Source organism: Rhodoferax koreense (assembly GCF_001955695.1).
Lineage (GTDB): Bacteria > Pseudomonadota > Gammaproteobacteria > Burkholderiales > Burkholderiaceae_C > Rhodoferax_B > Rhodoferax_B koreensis.
This window is the reverse complement of the sequence record NZ_CP019236.1, coordinates 1,095,618-1,112,990: the sequence shown is the minus strand read 5'-3', so window position 1 is coordinate 1,112,990 and position 17,373 is coordinate 1,095,618. Positions and strand designations below refer to the sequence as shown.

Here is a 17,373-nt window from a genome sequence, read left to right as displayed (position 1 = left end):
CACGATGCCCCGCGACGTTAACACCACCGGCGCGCGCGGCGGCCTTCCGGCGCAAAAAATCCCGCGGCGCCCAAACCACAGACAATAGGGCCATGATCGTTCGCCACACCTTCTCGCCCCCCAACAACACCCGGCTCGACCACCTGTGCGGCCCGATGGACAGCCATCTGCGCAGCATCGAGGCCGCGCTCGAGGTGAACATCGCCCACCGGCACGAGCAATTCAAGGTCGACGGCCCCAAGCCGAGGGCGCAGAAGGCGATGGAGATGCTGCAGGCGCTGTACGAGATCGCCGCCCGGCCGATCACCCCGGACACGGTGCAGCTCATGCTCGCCGGCGACGACAGCATGGTCGGCAACGACGGCGATCCGGCGCTGCAGACCCGCCGTGGCGACCTGCGCGCCCGCACGCCGAACCAGGCGGCCTACCTGGAAGCCATCCAGAACCACGACATCAGCTTCGGCATCGGCCCGGCCGGCACCGGCAAGACCTACCTGGCCGTGGCCTGCGCCGTGGACGCGCTGGAGCGCAGCGCGGTGCAGCGCATCGTGCTCACGCGGCCGGCGGTGGAAGCCGGCGAGCGGCTCGGCTTCCTGCCGGGCGACCTGAACCAGAAGATCGACCCCTACCTGCGCCCGCTGTACGACGCGCTCTACGACCTGATGGGCGCCGACAAGGTGCAGAAGGCCTTCGAACGCAATGCGCTCGAAGTCGCGCCGCTGGCCTTCATGCGCGGGCGCACGCTGAACAACGCCTTCGTCATTCTCGACGAGGCGCAGAACACCACGCCCGAGCAGATGAAGATGTTCCTCACCCGCATCGGCTTCGGCGCCAAGGCCGTGGTCACCGGCGACGTGAGCCAGATCGACCTGCCGAAAAGCCAGCTCAGCGGCCTGATCGACGCCGAACGTGTGTTGAAGCGCACCAAGGGCATCGCCATCTGCCGCTTCACCAGCGCCGACGTGGTGCGCCATCCGCTGGTGGCGCGCATCGTGGACGCCTACGACACGCGCGGCCGCTCCGACCTCGAAGGCAGCGACCGCGTGGCCGCCTTCGAAGGCGCGGTGGCGGTGGCCAGGCCGCGCGCCCGCAAGAAGGCCTAGCATATGAAAAAGATAGCAATCCACGCAGTTCAGATCTGCCTTGGAGGCCGATTTGGCGCTTAAGAATCTGCAGCTCTCCCTGCAATTCGGCCAACTGGCCGATGCCGCGCCGCACCGCGCCGCCCTGCCGCGCGCACAGGTGGCACGCTGGATTCGCCATGCGCTCGCGCTCGACGCCGAGATCACCGTGCGCATCGTCGACGCCGAAGAGGGCCGCACGCTGAACCGCGACTACCGCCAGAAAGACTACGCCACCAATGTGCTGACCTTCGACTACACGCAGGAACCGGTGGTCACGGCCGACCTGGTGTTGTGCGCGCCGGTGGTAGCCAAGGAAGCGCTGGACAACGGCAAAAGCCTGCGCGACCACTACGCCCACCTGCTGGTGCACGGCACGCTGCACGCCCAGGGCTGGGACCACGAGACCAGCGAAGCGGACGCCGACGCCATGGAGGCGCGCGAGATCGAAATCCTCGCCGGGCTCGGCTTCGCCAATCCCTACGCCTGAAAACACCGCTGCGACGAAGTTTCACCTTTTATTGCCCGGCTTACTTCCCGACGCAAGGCACCGCCTGCGAAAATGCGAGCCCATGAAGATCACCGCCCTGCCCCTCACGCTCGCCCTGTGTTTCGCCACCGCGCCGCTGGCGGGCCTGGCCGCCGATGCGTCCGCCGCGCCGCCCGCCGCCCCGGCTGAAGGCAGCGCCACGCCCGCCAAGTCGGGCACCATGAAGCAGGTCAACGGCGCGGTCAGCGTGGTCGATGCCCAGGGCGTGCGGCGCGCGCTCAAGCCCGGCGACGCCGTGGCCGTGGCCGACCAGGTCGTCACCGGCCCGAACGGCGCGGCCAGCCTGGTGCTGCGCGACGGCACCACCCTGATGCTCGGCCCGGACAGCCAGCTCGAGATCAAGGGCTTCACCTACGATGCCGCGCGCCAGGAGGGCAATGTGTTCCTGTCGATGCTGCGCGGCACGATGCGCATGATCACCGGCCTGATCGGCAAGGCCCATCCCGAAGCCGTCAAGATCAACACCCCGACCTCGCTGATCGGGGTGCTCGGCACCGATTTCATCGTGCAGGCGCAGGGCACACCATGACGGCGATTCGGCGCCTGGGCTGGAGCGTCCCGCTGTTGGCCGCTCTATTGGCCGGCTGCGCCGCGCCGCGCGTCGAAGTCGTGCTGCTGCCGCAGGAAGACGGCAGTCCCTCGGCGGTGCAGGTGTCCTCGGGCAATGCAACGGAAAAGCTGTCGCGCCCCTATGAGCGCTTCGTGGCCACGCCGGGCCGGCCGCCGCTGGTCGACCAGGCCGATCCGGCTGCGATCGCTAGGGATTTCGAATCCCTGTTCGCCATGCGCCCGGCCAAGCCGCAGCGCTTCGTGCTGTATTTCGAAGCCGGCGACGCCACGCTCAGCGACGCCTCCCAGGCCACCATCGGCCAGATCTTCGAGGCCGCCGGCCAGCGCCCCGGCGCCGACATCCTGGTCGTGGGCCACACCGACACCCGCGGCAGCACGGACGCCAACGACCAGCTGTCGCTGCAGCGCGCGCAGCAGGTGCGCACCACGCTGATGCAGCGCCAGCTTTTCGTGCTGCACCAGGTGCCCGTCGAACGCATCGAGGCCATCGGTCGCGGTGAACGCGAGCTGGCCGTTCCCACCGCGGACGAGGTCGACGAGCCGCGGAATCGGCGCGTGGAAATCTGGGTGCGCTGAAGACCGCCTGAAGGCCGGCGGCCTTGGGCCGTCAGCCGCCCGGCGGAACCGACAGCGGGATCGTCACCGGCCCGTCGTTCACCAGGTGCACCTGCATGTCGGCCCCGAACTCGCCGGTCTGCACCACGGGATGCGCGGTCCGGGCCTGGGCCACGAAGTGCGCGTAGAGCCGGCGGCCGTCGTCGGGCGCGGCGGCACCGGTGAAGCTGGGGCGGTTGCCGCCCGTGGTGTCCGCGGCCAGCGTGAACTGGCTCACGATCAGCAGGCCGCCAGCGATGTCCTGCACACTCAGGTTCATCTTGCCCGCGGCGTCGCTGAAGATGCGCAGCTTCAGCAGCTTGGCGAGCAGCTTGTCGGCCTGGGCTTCCGTGTCGCCACGCTCGGCGCAGACCAGCACCAGCAGACCGGCGCCGATTTCGCCCACGGTCCTGCCAGCGATCACCACGCGCGCCTCGGCCACGCGTTGCAGCAATGCTTTCATGGGCTGAGTATCAATCGGTGATGCCGGCGGCCACGAACAGCGGCTTGCCGACCGGGCCGGCCAGGAAACTCACGAAGGCCTGGGCCGCGTCTTTCTGCTGGCCCATGACCAGCGGCGCCGCGGCGTAGGTCGTGTAGTTCTGCACCTCTTCCGGCACCGGGCCGACGAAAGTCAGGCCCTTGCTTCTGTAGAGCAGGATCTCGGTGATGGCGCCGAAGCCGATCTCCCGGCCCTTGCCCTGGATCACGTGCTCCATCACGGCCGCGCCGTCGGGATACCGCGTCGTCTTGCCCTCGACCTGCGCGTACACGTCCATCTTCTTCAGCAGGCCTTCGAGGTACATGCCGGTGGAAGCCCGGTTGAACACCAGGGTGTCGGCCGCCAGCACCGACTGCTTGAGCGACTCGGCGCTCGCGATGTCCGGCACGGGCGCACCTTCGCGCACCGCCACACCCATGCCGACGCGGCCCACGATGGCGCGGGTCTCGGCGAGTTTGTTGGCACCCGCGAACTCGCCGATGGCCGCGCGCGGCGCGATCACCACGTCGAAGGCCTCGTTGCCGTCCATGCGCTTCTTGAGTTCGGGCGCGGTGTTGAAGGTGATGCTGACCTTGTGGCCGGTCTGCTGCTCGAAGGCGCTGGCGGCGGCCTTCAGGCCGGGCTCGATGGCGCCGGCGCTGAGCACGGCCAGTTCCGCCGCATGGACCCAGCCGCTGCCGACCAGCAGCACGGGCAGCAAACATCGGGCGACAAATGGAAAACGCATCATGGAAACTCCTATCAAGGGGGTGAATCGGGGTGAAGTGGAAGGTGTCATCCGGCCTTCGCCTCGGTGACTGGCAGGCCCGCGCCGTCGTCCAGCACGGGCTCGACATCGACCGGCAGCAGCTGGATGCTCGCCCGCAGGCCCGGCACGGCGGCGATCAGCGCCTGCTCGATGTCGCTGCGCAGCCCGGCGGCCTCGCCGAGCGTCATGTTGGCCGGCAGGTGCATGTGCAGGTCGATGAAACGCCGCTGGCCCGAGCGGCGCGTGATCACATGGTCGAAGCGCAGGATGGCGCGGTCGAAGCGCGCCAGGGTCTGCTGGATGGTTTCCTGCAGTTCGGGCTCTAGCGCCTCGTCCATCAGCCCTTGCGAGGAGCGCCACAGCAGCGCGAAGCCTTCCTTCAGGATGTTCAGCGCCACGCCGATGGCCACCAGCGGATCGAGCCAGAGCCAGCCCGTCCAGGCCACGGCGCCGATGCCGACCACCACGCCCGCCGAAGTCCACACGTCGGTGACCAGGTGCTTCGCATCCGCCTCGAGCGCGATGGAGCGGTGCGTGCGCGCCGCGCGGAACATCACCCAGGCCAGCAGGCCGTTGAGCGCGGAGCTCACGACCGACAGCGCCAGCCCCCAGCCGATGGCTTGCACCGGCCGCGGATTGAAGATGCGGTGGCTCGCCGCCCAGACGATGCCCAGCGCCGCCGCGATGATCAAGATGCCTTCGAAGCCGGAAGAAAAATACTCGGCCTTGTGGTGGCCGTAGGGGTGGTCTTCATCGGCCGGGCGCTGGGCGATGGTGACCATCACCAGGGCGAAGATGGCGCTGGCCAGGTTGACGAAGGACTCCATCGCATCGGACAGCAGGCCCACCGAATCCGTGAGCAGCCAGGCCAGGGTCTTGAGCGCGATGGTGACGACGGCCACCACGACGGAAGCCCAGAGCAGGCGTTGCGGCGTCAGCAGGTCGGCGCGCGGGGTGGGGAAAGCGGTCATCGGCCGATTGTGGCGCACCGCGAAAGCCGCAGCGGACCCATGCACAATGCGCCCCATGTGGAAAGCGCTGCGGCAACGTGGAGGATGGCTGCTGGCCTGGTGTGCACTCGCCACGCTCGGCGGCGTGGCGCTGGCCCGCCAGGAACTCACACGCCAGCGGGAAGCCTTCGAGGCCGACGCGCGCATCGCCCACCGGCTGTTGAGCCAGCGCGCCGCGCAGCAGGACGCGGTGCTGGCCACGCTGGCGCTGCTGCAGCCGGGCGGCACGCCGGGCCCGACGGCGCAGCCCGAGCAGCGGCTGTCCTCCGTCTACCCGCAGATCCTGGACGTGCAGCATCGCGGGCCGGGCGAGGCCTGGCCGGTGGACATCCCGGCCGCACGCGCCGCCCTGGCCGAAGCAGAGGCCGTGTCGCGCCGGGCCGGCCGCGTGGCGCTGGCGGTGTCGCACCTGGCCGCCGGCCGCTACCGGCTCGTCCTGGGCGCCGACCCGAACAGCTATGCGCTGCAGATCGACCTGGCCGCGATGGTGCCGTGGAACGAATGGCCGATGCCGCGCGAGACCACGCCGGTGCGGCTCACGCTGGAGCAGGACGGCCAGGTCTTCGTGGTGCAGCCGGGCCGCCTGCGCAGCACCGGACTCGACGGCTGGCGCTTCGAATTCCACAAGCACCTGGCCACCGCCAGCCAGCCGTTCGACGTGTTCGCCGTGCGCCAGGTCGGCTGGGCCGAACTGCCCTGGGCCTGGATGCTGGCCTGGGCCGCCGCCACGGCCGTGCTGCTGGCCGCGCTGCAGACCGCGCTGAGCCAGCGCGCCGCTCGCCGCCGCGCCGAGGAACTGCTGCGCCTGGGCCAGGTGGCGCGGCTCAACACCCTGGGCGAGCTGGCCGCCGGCATGGCGCATGAACTCAACCAGCCACTCACGGCCGTGCTGGCCAACGCCCAGGCCGCGCGCCGGCTGCTCGATGAAGATCCGCCCGAGATCGACACGGCCCGCGGCGCGATGACCCAGGCCGCCGAGCAGGCCCGGCGCGCGTCCAGCGTGGTCGGCCGGTTGCGCCGCGCGGTGGAGCGGCCCGATCTCGCGGGCCAGCCCGGCCCGGTGAAGCTGGAGGACGCGGTGCGCGAAGTGCTTTACCTGCTCGAGCCCGAGAGCACGCGCCGCGGTGTGCAGCCCGTGGTGCAAAGCCCGGCGCGGGACGTGACGGTGCTGGCCGACCGCGTGGCCCTCGAGCAGATCATCCACAACCTGGTGATGAATGCGCTGCAGGCACTGGAGCAGGTGCCGCCAGATCAACGCCGGCTCACGCTGACCATCGCGGCCGACCCGCAACGCGGCACCCTGACCGTGCAGGACAGCGGCCCCGGCATCCCGGCCGAGGTGCTGCCGCGCATCTTCGAGCCTTTCTTCTCCACGCGCCAAGGCGGGCTCGGCCTGGGCCTGAACCTGTGCGAAAGCCTGGCCGGCGGCATGGGCGGCGAACTTTCGGCGAGCAATGTGCCGCCGCATGGCGCGGCGCTGCGCCTGGCCCTTCCCCTGCCCCGTCCTCTGCGCCCATGAACACCACCCTGTCTCCGCTGATCCACCTCATCGACGACGACGCCGCCGTGCGCGACAGCCTCGCGCTCTTGATCGGCACCGTCGGCCTGCGCGTGATGACCTGGGAAGACCCGCAGGCCTTCCTCGCGCAGTTCGAACGCAACGGCATCGGTGCCATCGTGCTTGACGTGCGCATGCCCGGCATCAGCGGCCTCGCCGTGCTCGACACGCTGGTCGCGCAAGGCGTGGACCAGCCAGTGATCATGCTCACCGGCCACGGCACGGTGGACATGTGCCGCCGCGCGTTCAAGGCCGGCGCGGCCGAGTTCCTGGAAAAGCCGGTGGACGACGAAGCGCTGATCGAAGCGCTACAGAACGCCGTGCGCCAACACGTGCGCTCGCGCGAACGGCATCAGGCCGACCGGCAGGCGCGCGAACGGTACGCACAGTTGTCGGAGCGCGAACGCGAGGTGCTGGGGTTGATCGTCTCGGGCCTGACCAACAAGGAGATCGGCCGCGCACTGGCCGTGTCACCGCGTACGGTGGAGACGCACCGGGCTAATTTGTTTGCGAAGCTGGAGGCTGAATCGCTGGCGCAGTTGATTCGCAGCTACGCGGCTTTGGCGGATTCTGGGGGCTGAGACCAAGGGCAATGGATGGGTGTCTGGGACCGTTGCTTGCAAGGACTGAGCGAGCGACCGCTGCCGTTATTGCGGCTGATGCCGGGTAATACTTGAAGTTAGCGGCTATCGAAGGCGATCCACTGGAATGAGCTAGCCACCAACAGCTTTTATCCCAACGACTTTGAAATGACGAACATCCACCACCGAAGTCTGATCACCATCTCCAAGATATAGCGGTGTCAGTATTTGGACTGACGTTGTCGCCGGTATCAACGTCTGGATCGTCAAAGTCTTTGGAATGCCTTCTTCAATAGGCACAGCATCGGTGGCGCCAAGTAACTGCCCTTTCGACTGCACCACCAGAGCAACTGTACTCGGCACACTTATCCCCTGCGCTCGAACGGTAACCGAGAAAGTAACCTGCTCACCACCCACCAGCGCAGCGTCCTCAGCAGGAGTCACAGATTGAATTGACACGACTGGCACTGATCCAGATTTGCCACACCCCACAAAAACTGCGCTTCCCAGCGTCACGAGTAGGGCAGAAAGGATTCGCGTAGTGCGCATGGTTAAAGTTTGAGGTGACCGAAGGGTTAGGCCGCATTCTCGATATAGGTGGTGAGCCCATCGATCAAGCACTTAAGCTCGGAGGGGAAGTACTGAACTACGGCTTCGTTGTTGGGTGCGCCCAGGGCGATCCATAGCTCGCCCAGCGCCGTTTGCTCCTTCAGGCTGTAGTTCTCGTACAACTCGTAGTGATAGCGAGCGCGCTCGAAGACGAACTGAAACCAGTCCAGCTTCTCTTCGAGGTTCGTCAGGTCGGCATGTCCGGGCATTCGTTCTGATGCGACTTTCAAGACTTCCCTCCGCACGTGTCCGGGCAGGCCGAGCCACAGCTTCTTATAGTTGTGAGAGTTCTTCGGTTCTTGACCTGAGAGAAGCAGGGCGCACTTCAAGAGTATTTCGAATCCAAGGATTCGAATGATCGCCTGTGAGTCGGAACGCGTGTCGAGCGAACGCGCAAGAATGTCGGCGTCGTGTAGCCGGTCCTGGGCTTCATGAAACATGCGAACAACGCGATCGTTCATATGCGGCCTAACGCAATGTATCCCGCAACACCTGCGGGATAAGCTGGACCTTGCGGGATATTCTGGAAACGACACCCTCCTGAAAGTGGCTTGTGGCTTGGTTTTTCGGCATATGGACTGTTCAAACGACCCGGTAAAAAACCTTCATGAAACCCGGCCACCGTTATTGCATCCCGCACCGCGACTGAAAGTTCCAGCAGCGTGTGCAAGGTTTCACTATAGCCTCAACATTGGGCCGCGGCGCCTGCATCAGGCAAACCTTCAGTCGCCCACTCCGTAGTTCTACGGAGCCGCGGGCGTAGCCGTACGCATGGTCGAAACAGGCCCGGCTTTTTACAGTTCCCCCACGGTTGATCGAACCGGATTGAACTGAAAAAGCCACCTGAAGCACCGCATGAACAAGACCCTTACATTCGCCGCCATCGCCCTGACTTGCATCGCCAGCGCCGCCAACGCCCAGGCCGTGCGGACCGAGCGCAACATGTCGCTGGAACTCGCCAACCAGATCGCCGCCTCGGCCGTGGCCACCTGCGCCACCAACGGGTATGCCGTGTCGGCCACGGTGGTCGACCGCGCCGGCGGCGTGCGCGCCGTGCAGCGTGCCGACAACGCCGGCCCGCACACGCTGGACGCGAGCCGAGCCAAGGCCTTTACCTCGGCCTCGGCCAAGAACGCCACGCTGGCCATCATGGAGATCAGCCAGAAGAACCCCGGCGCGGCCAACCTGGTAAACATCCCCGGCTACCTGCTGCTGGGTGGCGGCGTGCCGGTGAAGGTGGGCAACGAGGTCATCGGCGCCGTGGGCGTGGGCGGCGCGCCGGCCGGCAACCTGGATGAGGTGTGCGCGCTGGCCGCACTGGACCACGTGAAAGACTTGCTTAAATAAGCATCAAAACTCCTGATGCGAGCTTCAAGCTCATGCAAATCCGTTCGTCCTGAGCCTGTCGAAGGACTCTGCATCAGGCCCTTCGACAGGCTCAGGGCGAACGGGTCGTAGCCGATCTCCGTTGATCTTGTCCGAGGCGGCCAACTCATCAGCTAAAACCACCTCCAGCCTAGGAAAAACATGCACATGCCGCTACGAAATTTGATGCTCACCGCCTGCCTGCTGGCCGGCGCGGCTTCGGCGCAGGTGGCGCCGAGCACCGCGCAGATGGCGCAGTACAAGGGCCTGCACGCGGCAGCGCAGCGCGGCGACCTGGCCAAGACCGAGAAGCTGATCGCGCAGAAGGCGGACCTGAACGCACGCGACGAACAGGGCCGCACGCCGCTGCACGTCGCCACCTTCGCCAGGCAGGTGCCGGTGATCCGCGCGCTGGCGCAGGCCGGCGCCGACCTGTCGCTGCTGGAAAACGACCGCTACGACGCGGTGACCATCGCCGCCGTGGCCGACGACAAGGCCACGCTGGCGGCGCTGCTCGCGGCCGGCGCCAGCGCGAAACTCACCACCAGCCGCTACGACGGCACGGCGCTGATCGCCGCGGCGCACCTGGGCCACGACGGTGTGGTGCGGCAGTTGATCGCTGCCGGCGCGCCGCTCGACCACGTGAACAACCTGCACTGGACGGCGGTGATCGAGTCCATCGTGCTCGGCGACGGCGGCCCGCGCCATCAGCGTACGCTGCGCGCGCTGATCGACGCCGGCGCCAATCTGCAGCTGACCGACCGCCACGGCAACACGCCGCTGCAGCTCGCCCGCAGCCGGGGTTATGCGGAGATGGTGGCCATGCTGGAGAAAGCCGGCCGCTGAGGGTTGATACCGGGGCGGCGCCTGGTGTGCCGGCCCTAGGATGCTCCTCCAAAACACAACGAGGAGACTCCATGAAATTGCGTCAATCCGTCACCGCCATGGCCCTTACCGGCCTGTCGATCAGCTTGTCGATCGGCCTGCTGGCCATGGGCACCAGCCCCGCCTTCGCCCAGGCTTCGGGCCTGACCCGCACCATGGTCGGCAAGGCCGATGTGTCGGTGCCGGGCCGCGAGGCCGTGGTGGCGCGCGTCGAAGTGGCCGCGGGCGCCAAGGCCGGACGCCACACGCATCCGGGCGACGAGATCAGCTACGTGATGGACGGCGAGGTGACGCTGCTGGTCGACGGCCAGGCGCCACGCATCCTCAAGGCCGGCGAGTCCTTCGTGGTGCCCGCGGGTGTGGTGCACGACGCGCACAACGACAGCGCCGCACCGGTCAAGTTGCTCGGCGTGTACGTGGTGGAAAAGGGCAAGCCGCTCGCCTCGCCCGCGCCCTGAAAACTAGCCCAGCGTGACCTTGGCGAATTTGCGTTTGCCGACCTGCACGACGTAGGTACCGGCTTCGAGCTTCAGGCCCTTGTCGCTGACCACGCTGGAGTCGACACGCACGCCGCCGCCGTCGATCAGGCGGTTGCCTTCGGAGGTGGATGCGGCCAGGCCGGCCTGCTTCAGCAATTGGGCGATGCCCAGCGGCGCACCGGCCAGGCTCACTTCGGCGATGTCGTCCGGCACGCCGCCCTTGCTGCGGTTGATGAAGTCCTGCTCGGCCGCATCGGCCTCCGCCGCCGAGTGGAAACGCGCGGTGATCTCCTTGGCGAGCGCGACCTTGGCATCCTTCGGGTTGCGGCCGGCGTCGACCTCGGCCTTGAGCGCCGCGATCTCGGCTTCGGTCTTGAACGACAGCAGCGTGTACCAGCGCCACATCAGCACGTCGGAAATGCTCAGCACCTTGGCGAACATGCTGTTGGGCGCTTCGCTGATGCCGATGTAGTTGTTCTTCGACTTGGACATCTTCTCCACGCCGTCCAGGCCTTCGAGCAGCGGCATGGTCAGGATGCACTGCGGCTCCTGGCCGTATTCGGCCTGCAGGTGGCGACCCATCAGCAGGTTGAACTTCTGGTCGGTGCCGCCGAGTTCCAGGTCGCTCTTGAGCGCCACCGAGTCGTAGCCCTGCATCAGCGGGTAAAGGAATTCATGCACCGCGATCGACTGGCCGCCATGGAAGCGGTCGTGGAAGTCGTTGCGCTCCATCATGCGGGCCACGGTGTAGCGCGAGGCCAGCTGGATCATGCCGCGCGCACCCAGCGGGTCGCTCCACTCGCTGTTGTAACGAATCTCGGTCTTGCTGGGGTCGAGCACCAGGCTGGCCTGCTTGTAATAGGTCTCGGCGTTGACCTTGATCTGCTCGGCGGTGAGCGGCGGGCGGGTGCTGTTGCGGCCGGAAGGGTCGCCGATCATGCTGGTGAAGTCGCCGATGAGGAAGATCACCGTGTGGCCGAGGTCCTGCAGCTGGCGCATCTTGTTGAGCACCACGGTATGGCCGATGTGGATGTCGGGCGCGGTCGGGTCCAGGCCGAGCTTGATGCGCAGCGGCACGCCGGTGGCCTCCGAGCGGGCCAGCTTCTTCAGCCAGTCTTCCTGGGGGATCAGTTCGTCGCACCCCCGAAGTGAAACAGCCATCGCGTTTTGTACACGATCGGTTACCGGAGAAACGAGACCGGTTTGAGCGCTATCTGATTGATTCATATGGTTTTTCGGTTGTCGGACGAGTGGTGCGTCGTTATACTCGCCGCTTCGCCTTAGGCGCTGATTTTAAGAGCCGCTGTCAGACGAGACGCCGACCCGCTGAAATCACCCGGATAGCCGGCTTCTCCTCTCTTCTCTCGTTTATTGCTGGGAAAACCATTTGAACAACGGTCTGAATACCGCCGGCGATCGTCTTGTCTCCCTTTTGCAGCGTCATCCCAAGCGCATCAGCGCCCTGGTGGCTGCATTGCTCCTCGGCGGTGGCGGCGGCGCCTACGCCGTGGCATCGCTGGGCCCTGACGTCGCCGACATGCCAGTACACGAGGTCATCGAACCCGTCGCCACCCTGCCGCTGCAGGCCCAGGCCGACGCCCTCGAAGTCCACTCCTTCAACCTCTTCCGCTCCGAGACGACGCGCTCGAGCGACACCGCCAAATCGCTGCTGACCCGCCTGGGCATCGACGATGCCGATGCCGTGGCCTTCATGCGCACCGATCCGCGCACGAGCCAGGTCATCCTGGGCCGCGCCGGCCGCATGGTCACCGCCGAAGCCAGCGACAACCACGCGCTGCTGCAACTCAGCGCGCGCTGGAGCCCGAACAACGACGGCAACTTCCAGCGCCTGGTGATCGAGAAGACGCCGCAGGGTTTTGCCTCGCGCGTTGAAGCCGCCACGCTGGTGGCGTCGAGCAAGCTGGCCAGCGGCACGATCCGCTCGTCGCTGTTCGCCGCGACGGACGAAGCCAACATCCCCGACCCCGTGGCCTCCCAGCTCGCCGAGATCTTCTCCGGCGACATCGACTTCCACCGCGCGCTGCGCAAGGGCGACCGGTTCTCCGTGGTCTACGAGACCATGGAAGCCGACGGCGAAACCCTGCGCACGGGCCGCGTGCTCAGCGCCGAATTCGTGAACGACGGCAAGACCTACCAGGCCATGTGGTTCGCCGAGCCGGGCCAGAAGGGCAGCTACTACACCCTCGACGGCCAGAGCCTGCACCGCGCCTTCCTCACCTCGCCGGTGGAGTTCTCGCGCGTGACCAGCGGCTTCACGATGCGCATGCATCCGATCCTGCAACAGTGGCGCGCCCACCTCGGCGTCGACTATGCGGCGCCGATGGGCACCTCGGTGCGCGCGGTCGGCGACGGCGTGGTCGAATTCGCCGGCGTGCAGAACGGCTTCGGCAACGTCATCATGGTGAAACACCGCAACGAGAACACCACGGTGTACGCCCACCTGAGCCGCATCGACGTGCGCAAGGGCCAGGTGGTGGCACAGGGCGACCACATCGGCAATGTCGGCATGACCGGCTGGGCCACCGGTCCGCACCTGCACTTCGAGTTCCGCGTGAACGGCGTGCACCACGACCCGGCCACCCTCGCCAAGCAGAACGACAGCCGGCCGGTCTCGACCGCCGCGCGGCCGGCGTTCAACCAGTTGGCCTCCGTGATGCGCCAGCAGCTCACGGCTGCGGCCACCATCCAGCAAGCCAGCGCCCAGTAAGGCGCAGGACCGTGATGCCCGCGCCTGAGTTGTATATCGGGCTGATGTCGGGCACGTCGCTCGACGGGGTCGACGGCGTGCTGGCCGACTTCAACGGCAGCCGCCCGCGCGTGATCTGCCATGCCGCGGCCCCGTTTCCGCGCGAGCTTCGCGCGGAACTGCTGGCGCTGAACACCGCCGGCGACAATGAATTGCACCGCGCCGCGCTGGCCGCCAATGCGCTGGTCCGCGTGTATGCCGCGGTGGTCGGCGGCCTGCTGCGCACGGCCAACCTGCCGGCGGCGCAAATCACGGCCATCGGCGCGCATGGCCAGACGGTGCGTCATCGCCCGCAGGAATTCGACGCCCAGCCCGCGCAGGGCATTGCCGGCGGCTACACGCTGCAGCTGAACAACCCGGCCTTGCTGGCCGAACTGACCGGCATCGACGTCGTCGCCGACTTTCGCACGCGTGACGTGGCGGCCGGCGGCCAAGGCGCACCGCTCGTGCCGGCGTTCCACCGTGAGGTGTTCGGCGAGTCCAAGGAAGGGATGGGCGAGGCGCTGGCGGTGCTCAACATCGGCGGCATTTCGAACCTCAGCGTGCTCGGCGCGGGTGCGGCCGACCCGCTGCTGGGCTTCGACTGTGGCCCTGGCAATGCGCTGATGGACCACTGGTGCCAGCAGCACACGGGCCAGCCGTTCGACCGCGACGGCGCCTGGGCTGCGCAAGGCCAAGTCGAGCAGGCATTGCTGGCCAGCCTGCTGGCCGACCCCTACCTTGCCAAGGCACCGCCGAAGAGCACCGGCCGCGACCTGTTCAATCCAGCCTGGCTGGCGCACCAACTCGCGCCATGGGCAGGGCTGGCGCCAGTCGACGTGCAGGCCACCTTGACCGAATTCACTGCCAGCGCTTGTGCAACCTGCGTCTCCAGCTACGGGAAAGATAGCAAATCGCTGATCGTCTGTGGTGGCGGCGCACTCAACGGCCATCTGATGCGGCGCCTGCAGGCGTTGCTGCCGGCCGTGGCCGTGCGCTCTTCGGCAGCACACGGCCTGCCGCCGCTCGAGGTGGAAGCCGCGGCCTTCGCCTGGCTCGCGCGCCAGGCCGTACTGCGGCGGCCGGGCAACCTGGCCAGCGTGACGGGCGCCAGGGGCGAGCGCGTGCTCGGCGCCATCTATCCGGCCTGACGGGCCTCAGGCGACGTCGATCGCCTCTTCCTTCGGCTTGGCGGTCACCTGGGTGCCGGGCGGCAATTGCCAGAAGATCCAGGCCGATGCGACCGTCATCAGGCCCATGGTGGCAAAGGTGGCATGGAAGGCGCGCAGCGTCTGCTCCGGCCCGGCCGGGGTGAAATAAGCGGTATAGGCCGACAACACCGCGCCCGCAGCCGCCACCCCCATGCCCATGGCCAACATCTGCACCATCGACAGCAGGCCATTGCCGCTGCTGGCGAGCGGGCCGTCGAGGTCTTTCAGCGTCACCGTATTCATCGCCGTGAACTGCAATGAATTGACCATGCCGAAACAGGCCAGCTGCACCAGCTGGAGCCACACCGGCTGGCCCACGTAGACCAGCGCGAAACTGGTCATGAGCAGGCCGACCAGCACGGTGTTGCCGACCAGCACCTGCCGGTAACCCAGGCGCTTGATCAGCGGCGTGGCGAAGGACTTGGTGAACATGCCCGCAATGGCCACCGGCAACATCATCATGCCGGCCTCGGACGGCGGGTAGCCCATGCTGACCTGCAGCAGCAGCGGCACCAGAAACGGCATGCAGCTGCTGCCCAGCCGTGAAAACAGATTGCCCAGCAGGCCGATGCTCAGCGTCGGGATCGAAAACAGGTGGGGCGAGAACAGCGGATCAGGGCGGCGCGCGGCGCGCAGCCAGTAGGCCACCAGGCTGGCCATGCCGAACACCAGCAACACCAGCACCGAGGCCTGGCGCAGCCCGAGCTCCGACAGCCCGTCGAGCGACAGCGAGATGCTGACCATGCCGAACGCGAGCAGCAGGTAGCCGCCGAGGTCGAACGGCTTCACGTCGGCAATGCGGCCCTCGGGCATGAATTTCAACGTGGCGAAGAAGCCGACCAGGCCCACCGGCAGGTTGATCAGGAAGATCCAGTGCCAGGTGGCGTACTCCACCAGCCAGCCGCCGAGGGTCGGGCCGATCAACGGACCGATCAACCCTGGAATGGCCACGAAGCTCATGGCCTGCAGGAATTGATCCTTGGGAAATGCACGCAGAACCGCGAGCCGACCGACCGGCAGCAACATCGCGCCACCCATGCCCTGCAAGACCCGCGAAGCCACGAGCTGCGGCAGGCTGTGCGACATGGCGCAGCACAAGGAGCCCAGCGTGAACAGGCCGATGGCGGCGACGAAGAGCTTTTGCGTACCGAAGCGGTCGGCCATCCAGCCCGAAGCCGGAATCAGCATGGCCATGGTCAGCGAATACGCCACCAGCACCGACTGCATGCGCAGCGGGCTTTCGCCGAGGCTCTTGGCCATGGCGGGCAGCGCGGTGTTAACGATGGTCGCGTCCAGCGTCTGCATGAAGAAGCCGATGGCCACGAGCCACAACAACAATTTGTTCGATTTTTCGTCTTGCATGGGCAATTTAGCGTTCAGCGGCTGAAATCAGGCAAAGAAAAAGCCGCCCGTGGGCGGCTTTCGGCTGGGAGCCGAGGGTTCCAATCAGGCGGAGAAGCTGGAGCCGCAACCGCAGGTGCTGGTGGCGTTCGGGTTCTTGATCACGAACTGCGCACCTTGCAGATCTTCCTTGTAGTCGATTTCGGCGCCGACCAGGTACTGGTAGCTCATGGCGTCGATCAGCAGGGACACACCGTTCTTGGTCATGGTGGTGTCGTCTTCATTGGTAATCTCGTCGAAGGTGAAGCCGTACTGGAAGCCGGAGCAGCCACCGCCCTGCACGAACACGCGCAGCTTCAGGTCGTTGTTGCCTTCCTCGGCGATCAGGTCGGCCACCTTGGCGGCAGCGCTGTCGGTGAAGACGATCGGTGCGGGCATTTCGGTCTGGATGTTTTCGGCAACTGCGCTCATGGTGGGTACTCCGTTAATAGGTTGATGCTACTGCAATTAGTCGAGCAAAGCTTGGGGCTTTAGATTTGTCGTTGCTGCAAGTGCGGTCTTTGCAGTGCGCTGCAAAGCCTGGAATGCAAAAACCGCCCGGAGGCGGTTTTTGCAACATTCCCGAAGCTTAACGCTTGGAGAACTGCTTGCGGCGGCGTGCAGAGTGCAGACCGACCTTCTTACGTTCGACCTCACGTGCATCACGTGTGACGAAACCAGCCTGGCTCAGCGCCGGCTTCAGGGTCGCGTCGTAGTCGATCAGCGCACGGGTGATGCCGTGGCGCGTTGCGCCGGCCTGGCCGGACTCACCACCACCGTGCACGTTGACCTGGATGTCGAAGGTTTCGACATGGTTGGTCAGCACCAGGGGCTGCTTGGCAATCATGATCGAGGTTTCGCGGCCAAAGAAATTCTGGATGTCCTTGCCGTTGACCGTGATCTTGCCGGTACCTTTTTTGATGAACACGCGGGCGACGCTCGATTTGCGACGGCCGGTGCCATTGTTCCATTCACCAATCATCAGAATGCTCCTTAGAGTTCCAGCACTTTAGGCTGTTGGGCGGTGTGCGGATGCTCGGCACCGCCGTAGACCTTGAGCTTCTTGATCATGGCGTAACCCAGCGGGCCCTTGGGCAGCATGCCCTTGACGGCCTTTTCCAGGGCGCGGCCTGGGTGCTTGGCTTGCATGTCACGGAAGTTGGTGGCCGTGATGCCGCCTGGGTAACCGGAGTGACGGTAGTAAATCTTGTCGAGCGGCTTGGCGCCGGTGACACGCAACTGGGCTGCGTTGATGATGACGATGAAGTCACCGGTATCGACGTGAGGCGTGTAAATGGCCTTGTGTTTGCCGCGCAAACGGAGAGCAACTTCGCTGGCTACTCGTCCGAGGACCTTGTCGGTCGCGTCAATCACAAACCACTCGTGCACCACGTCAGCGGGTTTGGCGCTGAAGGTCTTGGTCATGAGTTTCTCTTTGAAAGAAGTGGTTTGGCCAATCTATAG

Annotated in this window: 22 protein-coding genes; 11 read left to right on the top strand and 11 right to left on the bottom strand. The window is 66.2% G+C overall.

Annotated features, from left to right (window positions below; translation table 11 throughout):
* The first annotated feature begins 92 nt into the window (after positions 1-92).
* The 4 genes from RD110_RS05330 to RD110_RS05315 all read left to right on the top strand — a co-directional run bounded on the left by RD110_RS05330 (position 93) and on the right by RD110_RS05315 (position 2,817).
* The gene (locus RD110_RS05330; RefSeq protein ID WP_083686107.1) at positions 93-1,103 is read left to right on the top strand and encodes a PhoH family protein; all 1,011 of its coding nucleotides are present in this window, start codon (positions 93-95) and stop codon (positions 1,101-1,103) included.
* 52 nt (positions 1,104-1,155) lie between these two features.
* Positions 1,156-1,611, top strand: coding sequence for an rRNA maturation RNase YbeY (gene ybeY, locus RD110_RS05325; protein WP_076204412.1), 456 nt, complete (start codon positions 1,156-1,158; stop codon positions 1,609-1,611).
* Positions 1,612-1,693: 82 nt separating this feature from the next.
* Positions 1,694-2,200, top strand: coding sequence for a FecR family protein (locus RD110_RS05320; RefSeq protein WP_076197370.1), 507 nt, complete (start codon positions 1,694-1,696; stop codon positions 2,198-2,200).
* Entirely contained in the window at positions 2,197-2,817 is a 621-nt protein-coding gene (locus tag RD110_RS05315; protein WP_076197368.1) for an OmpA family protein, read from the top strand. Before RD110_RS05320 ends, RD110_RS05315 begins: the two co-directional genes overlap by 4 nt.
* Before the next feature lie 31 nt (positions 2,818-2,848).
* Here the strand turns inward: RD110_RS05315 and dtd are convergent, their stop codons facing one another.
* The 3 genes from dtd to RD110_RS05300 are packed head-to-tail and all read right to left on the bottom strand — an operon-like array spanning position 2,849 to position 5,056.
* Positions 2,849-3,298, bottom strand: coding sequence for a D-aminoacyl-tRNA deacylase (gene dtd / locus RD110_RS05310; protein ID WP_076197366.1), 450 nt, complete (start codon positions 3,296-3,298; stop codon positions 2,849-2,851).
* Between the two features lie 10 nt (positions 3,299-3,308).
* Positions 3,309-4,067, bottom strand: a complete 759-nt coding sequence (locus tag RD110_RS05305; RefSeq protein ID WP_157900061.1) for a substrate-binding domain-containing protein — start codon at positions 4,065-4,067, stop codon at positions 3,309-3,311.
* A gap of 44 nt (positions 4,068-4,111) precedes the next feature.
* Positions 4,112-5,056, bottom strand: a complete 945-nt coding sequence (locus tag RD110_RS05300; RefSeq protein WP_076197362.1) for a cation diffusion facilitator family transporter — start codon at positions 5,054-5,056, stop codon at positions 4,112-4,114.
* 46 nt (positions 5,057-5,102) lie between these two features.
* Here RD110_RS05300 and RD110_RS05295 point away from each other — a divergent pair, with 46 nt between their 5' ends.
* Together RD110_RS05295 and RD110_RS05290 are read left to right on the top strand one after the other, a co-directional pair.
* Positions 5,103-6,614, top strand: coding sequence for a sensor histidine kinase (locus RD110_RS05295; RefSeq protein WP_394329442.1), 1,512 nt, complete (start codon positions 5,103-5,105; stop codon positions 6,612-6,614).
* On the top strand, positions 6,611-7,234 hold the full coding sequence (locus tag RD110_RS05290) for a response regulator transcription factor (RefSeq protein ID WP_076197358.1): 624 nt from the start codon (positions 6,611-6,613) through the stop codon (positions 7,232-7,234). Before RD110_RS05295 ends, RD110_RS05290 begins: the two co-directional genes overlap by 4 nt.
* 132 nt (positions 7,235-7,366) lie before the next feature.
* Here the strand turns inward: RD110_RS05290 and RD110_RS27755 are convergent, their stop codons facing one another.
* The 3 genes from RD110_RS27755 to RD110_RS28315 are packed head-to-tail and all read right to left on the bottom strand — an operon-like array spanning position 7,367 to position 8,513.
* The gene (locus tag RD110_RS27755) at positions 7,367-7,783 is read right to left on the bottom strand and encodes a hypothetical protein (RefSeq protein WP_157900060.1); all 417 of its coding nucleotides are present in this window, start codon (positions 7,781-7,783) and stop codon (positions 7,367-7,369) included.
* Between the two features lie 26 nt (positions 7,784-7,809).
* Positions 7,810-8,304 carry a hypothetical protein gene (locus RD110_RS05285; RefSeq protein ID WP_076197356.1) on the bottom strand — a complete coding sequence of 165 codons (495 nt, stop codon included), beginning with the start codon at positions 8,302-8,304 and terminating at the stop codon, positions 7,810-7,812.
* On the bottom strand, positions 8,301-8,513 hold the full coding sequence (locus RD110_RS28315) for a hypothetical protein (protein WP_157900059.1): 213 nt from the start codon (positions 8,511-8,513) through the stop codon (positions 8,301-8,303). Before RD110_RS28315 ends, RD110_RS05285 begins: the two co-directional genes overlap by 4 nt.
* A 185-nt stretch (positions 8,514-8,698) precedes the next feature.
* On the opposite strand from RD110_RS28315, the gene RD110_RS05280 reads away from it, so the two are divergent.
* The 3 genes from RD110_RS05280 (at position 8,699) to RD110_RS05270 (ending at position 10,551) form a co-directional block, all read left to right on the top strand.
* Entirely contained in the window at positions 8,699-9,190 is a 492-nt protein-coding gene (locus RD110_RS05280) for a GlcG/HbpS family heme-binding protein (RefSeq protein WP_076197343.1), read from the top strand.
* A gap of 180 nt (positions 9,191-9,370) precedes the next feature.
* Entirely contained in the window at positions 9,371-10,054 is a 684-nt protein-coding gene (locus tag RD110_RS05275) for an ankyrin repeat domain-containing protein (RefSeq protein WP_394329441.1), read from the top strand.
* Positions 10,055-10,200: 146 nt separating this feature from the next.
* Complete coding sequence (locus tag RD110_RS05270) at positions 10,201-10,551, top strand: cupin domain-containing protein (protein WP_239467258.1); 351 nt, start codon at positions 10,201-10,203, stop codon at positions 10,549-10,551.
* 3 nt (positions 10,552-10,554) lie between these two features.
* On the opposite strand, the gene tyrS is transcribed toward RD110_RS05270, so the two are convergent.
* Positions 10,555-11,733, bottom strand: a complete 1,179-nt coding sequence (gene tyrS / locus RD110_RS05265) for a tyrosine--tRNA ligase (RefSeq protein ID WP_394329440.1) — start codon at positions 11,731-11,733, stop codon at positions 10,555-10,557.
* Between the two features lie 226 nt (positions 11,734-11,959).
* On the opposite strand from tyrS, the gene RD110_RS05260 reads away from it, so the two are divergent.
* Together RD110_RS05260 and RD110_RS05255 are read left to right on the top strand one after the other, a co-directional pair.
* A complete protein-coding gene (locus RD110_RS05260) occupies positions 11,960-13,300 on the top strand; it encodes a M23 family metallopeptidase (protein WP_076197337.1) in 1,341 nt (446 codons plus the stop codon).
* A 14-nt stretch (positions 13,301-13,314) separates the two neighbouring features.
* Positions 13,315-14,469 (top strand): anhydro-N-acetylmuramic acid kinase, encoded by a 1,155-nt coding sequence (locus RD110_RS05255; RefSeq protein ID WP_076197335.1) that lies wholly within the window; start codon positions 13,315-13,317, stop codon positions 14,467-14,469.
* A gap of 6 nt (positions 14,470-14,475) precedes the next feature.
* On the opposite strand, the gene mdtD is transcribed toward RD110_RS05255, so the two are convergent.
* From mdtD to rplM, 4 genes are all read right to left on the bottom strand, one after another.
* The gene (gene mdtD, locus RD110_RS05250) at positions 14,476-15,891 is read right to left on the bottom strand and encodes a multidrug transporter subunit MdtD (protein ID WP_076197333.1); all 1,416 of its coding nucleotides are present in this window, start codon (positions 15,889-15,891) and stop codon (positions 14,476-14,478) included.
* Between the two features lie 84 nt (positions 15,892-15,975).
* On the bottom strand, positions 15,976-16,341 hold the full coding sequence (gene erpA / locus RD110_RS05245; RefSeq protein WP_076197331.1) for an iron-sulfur cluster insertion protein ErpA: 366 nt from the start codon (positions 16,339-16,341) through the stop codon (positions 15,976-15,978).
* 157 nt (positions 16,342-16,498) lie between these two features.
* The gene (gene rpsI / locus RD110_RS05240; RefSeq protein ID WP_076197329.1) at positions 16,499-16,891 is read right to left on the bottom strand and encodes a 30S ribosomal protein S9; all 393 of its coding nucleotides are present in this window, start codon (positions 16,889-16,891) and stop codon (positions 16,499-16,501) included.
* Positions 16,892-16,902: 11 nt separating this feature from the next.
* Complete coding sequence (gene rplM / locus RD110_RS05235; protein ID WP_076197327.1) at positions 16,903-17,334, bottom strand: 50S ribosomal protein L13; 432 nt, start codon at positions 17,332-17,334, stop codon at positions 16,903-16,905.
* Positions 17,335-17,373: the final 39 nt, after the last annotated feature.

Bases quoted from the DNA above. Each gene is read 5' to 3' on its own strand.
- RD110_RS05330 (WP_083686107.1), top strand. From the start codon at position 93: ATGATCGTTCGCCACACCTTCTCGCCCCCCAACAACACCCGGCTCGAC.
- RD110_RS05320 (WP_076197370.1), top strand. From the start codon at position 1,694: ATGAAGATCACCGCCCTGCCCCTCACGCTCGCCCTGTGTTTCGCCACC.
- RD110_RS05315 (WP_076197368.1), top strand. From the start codon at position 2,197: ATGACGGCGATTCGGCGCCTGGGCTGGAGCGTCCCGCTGTTGGCCGCT.
- dtd (WP_076197366.1), bottom strand. From the start codon at position 3,298: ATGAAAGCATTGCTGCAACGCGTGGCCGAGGCGCGCGTGGTGATCGCT.
- RD110_RS05305 (WP_157900061.1), bottom strand. From the start codon at position 4,067: ATGATGCGTTTTCCATTTGTCGCCCGATGTTTGCTGCCCGTGCTGCTG.
- RD110_RS05300 (WP_076197362.1), bottom strand. From the start codon at position 5,056: ATGACCGCTTTCCCCACCCCGCGCGCCGACCTGCTGACGCCGCAACGC.
- RD110_RS05295 (WP_394329442.1), top strand. From the start codon at position 5,103: ATGCGCCCCATGTGGAAAGCGCTGCGGCAACGTGGAGGATGGCTGCTG.
- RD110_RS05290 (WP_076197358.1), top strand. From the start codon at position 6,611: ATGAACACCACCCTGTCTCCGCTGATCCACCTCATCGACGACGACGCC.
- RD110_RS27755 (WP_157900060.1), bottom strand. From the start codon at position 7,783: ATGCGCACTACGCGAATCCTTTCTGCCCTACTCGTGACGCTGGGAAGC.
- RD110_RS05285 (WP_076197356.1), bottom strand. From the start codon at position 8,304: ATGAACGATCGCGTTGTTCGCATGTTTCATGAAGCCCAGGACCGGCTA.
- RD110_RS05280 (WP_076197343.1), top strand. From the start codon at position 8,699: ATGAACAAGACCCTTACATTCGCCGCCATCGCCCTGACTTGCATCGCC.
- RD110_RS05275 (WP_394329441.1), top strand. From the start codon at position 9,371: ATGCACATGCCGCTACGAAATTTGATGCTCACCGCCTGCCTGCTGGCC.
- RD110_RS05270 (WP_239467258.1), top strand. From the start codon at position 10,201: ATGGGCACCAGCCCCGCCTTCGCCCAGGCTTCGGGCCTGACCCGCACC.
- tyrS (WP_394329440.1), bottom strand. From the start codon at position 11,733: ATGGCTGTTTCACTTCGGGGGTGCGACGAACTGATCCCCCAGGAAGAC.
- RD110_RS05255 (WP_076197335.1), top strand. From the start codon at position 13,315: ATGCCCGCGCCTGAGTTGTATATCGGGCTGATGTCGGGCACGTCGCTC.
- mdtD (WP_076197333.1), bottom strand. From the start codon at position 15,891: ATGCAAGACGAAAAATCGAACAAATTGTTGTTGTGGCTCGTGGCCATC.
- erpA (WP_076197331.1), bottom strand. From the start codon at position 16,341: ATGAGCGCAGTTGCCGAAAACATCCAGACCGAAATGCCCGCACCGATC.
- rpsI (WP_076197329.1), bottom strand. From the start codon at position 16,891: ATGATTGGTGAATGGAACAATGGCACCGGCCGTCGCAAATCGAGCGTC.
- rplM (WP_076197327.1), bottom strand. From the start codon at position 17,334: ATGACCAAGACCTTCAGCGCCAAACCCGCTGACGTGGTGCACGAGTGG.